The 1,864-nt window shown below is 75.1% G+C and carries 1 protein-coding gene; it reads left to right on the plus strand.

From position 1 onward, the window contains the following. Positions 1-159 precede the first annotated feature (159 nt). The gene (locus AA75_RS39695) at positions 160-1,563 is read left to right on the plus strand and encodes an amidohydrolase family protein (RefSeq protein ID WP_033825338.1); all 1,404 of its coding nucleotides are present in this window, start codon (positions 160-162) and stop codon (positions 1,561-1,563) included. Positions 1,564-1,864: the final 301 nt, after the last annotated feature.

Genomic DNA, 1,864 nt, shown 5'->3' on the forward strand with positions numbered 1-1,864 from the left:
GCCGGGTCGGACCCCGGGGTGCGGGCGGGTGGGCAGCCTGGGTGCCGGACACCCAGGTACACGGCGGCCTGGTTACCCGGGCCGCGTACGCCGAGGCTGGCCGCGAGGGCGACCGCCCCGGCCGGGCGTCGCCCGGCGTACCGCACCGAAAGGCCTCCCGTGCACGCCGACCCCACCCCCGACGACCTCACTCCCGCCGTCCTCGACCGGATCCACCGGGCGGCCGGCGACCCCCGGCGGCGCATCCTGTTCACCGGAGCGACCGTCGTCACCATGGACCACGCCCTCGGCACCCTGCCCCTGGCGGACCTGCTCGTCGAGGGGGACACCATCGCCGCCGTCGGCACCGCCCTCGACGTCGGCGACGCCATCGTCGTCGACGCCGCCGGCACCGTCCTGGCACCGGGCTTCGTCGACACCCACCGCCACGCCTGGCAGAGCCAGCTGCGCCGGATCATGCCGGACGTGGACGACCTCGGCGGGTACGTGACCACCACCCTCGCCGGCTACGCCACGGCCTACCGGCCCGAGGACATGTACACCGGCACCCGGCTCGCAGCGCTCTCCGCGATCGACGCCGGGATCACCTGCCTGCTCGACTTCTCGCACAACTCCCGCACCCGCGAGCACTCCGACGCCGCGATCGGGGCGCTGCTGGACACCGGCATCCGGGGTGTCCACGCCGCCATGGGCCCGCACTTCGGCGACTGGGACCACCAGTGGCCCGGCGACCTCACCCGGCTCGCGGACCGGTACTTCAGCAGCGACGACCAGCTGCTGACCCTGCGCCTGGCGGCCCTCGCCACCGACGAGATCGCCGGACCGGCCCTCGCCTACGGGCCCGGACTCGCCCGCGTCGCCGCGGACCTGGGCATCGGCGTGAGCGTGGACGCGGTCTTCGGCGCCGCCTCCTCGGCGGCCGTGCTGGACTGGGCCGAGGCCGGCCTGCTCACCCCCGAGGTCACCCTCATCCACGCCACCGGGCTCACCCCCGAGGCGTGGAAGGCGATCGGCGGCTGCGGCGCCACCGTCGCACTCGCCCCCACCTCGGACGCGCAGATCGGCCTGGAGACCGCGGTCCCCGCCGTCGACGAGGCCCTGGCCGCGGGCGTCCGCCCCGGCCTCAGCATCGACGTCGAGGTCGCCCTGGCCGGCGACATGTTCACCCAGATGCGGACACTGCACGCCATCCAGCGGATGCGCGCGGTGAACGACGCCTACGGCACCGGCCGGCGGCCCGCCAGGATCACCACCCACGACGTGCTGGACTTCGCCACCCTCCAGGGCGCCCGCACCAACGGCCTCCAGGACGTGACCGGTTCGCTCACCCCCGGCAAGAAGGCCGACCTGCTGGTCATCGAGGCCGAGGACCTCAACACCATGCCCCTCAACGACCCGGTCGGCACCGTCGTGCTGGGCTGCGACGCCCGCAACATCACCGCCGTCCTGGTCAACGGCGAACCCCGCAAGTGGAACGGCCGGGTCCTCGACGTCGACCTGCCCGCCCTGCGGCAGCAGGTCCGGGCCTCCCGCGACCACATCCTGGCGGCCACCACCGGCTGAGCGGCCCGCCGGGAGAGGCCGATCGGGCGGGATCGGGCGGGATCGGGCGGGATCGGGCGAGGAGGCGTCGGACGCCGGCGGATCGGAGTCGTGAAGCACACGGCTCGGTGCGCGGACCGCCGGCTCACGGTCCGGTGGGAGGTGCGGCGCCGTTCCTTCCGCCCTCGCGCAGTTCCCCGCGCCCCCTGGAAGGACGACGGTCCCCGCGTGCCCTGCCTCCGTCCGGCGTCAGCGCGAGCGCGAGTCCCGGTGGGGGTGGAGCAGGACCGGCAGCAGCGAGAGCAGGACGACCGCCCCCACC

The sequence above is a fragment of the Kitasatospora sp. MBT63 genome, from assembly GCF_000710465.2.
GTDB lineage: Bacteria > Actinomycetota > Actinomycetes > Streptomycetales > Streptomycetaceae > Kitasatospora.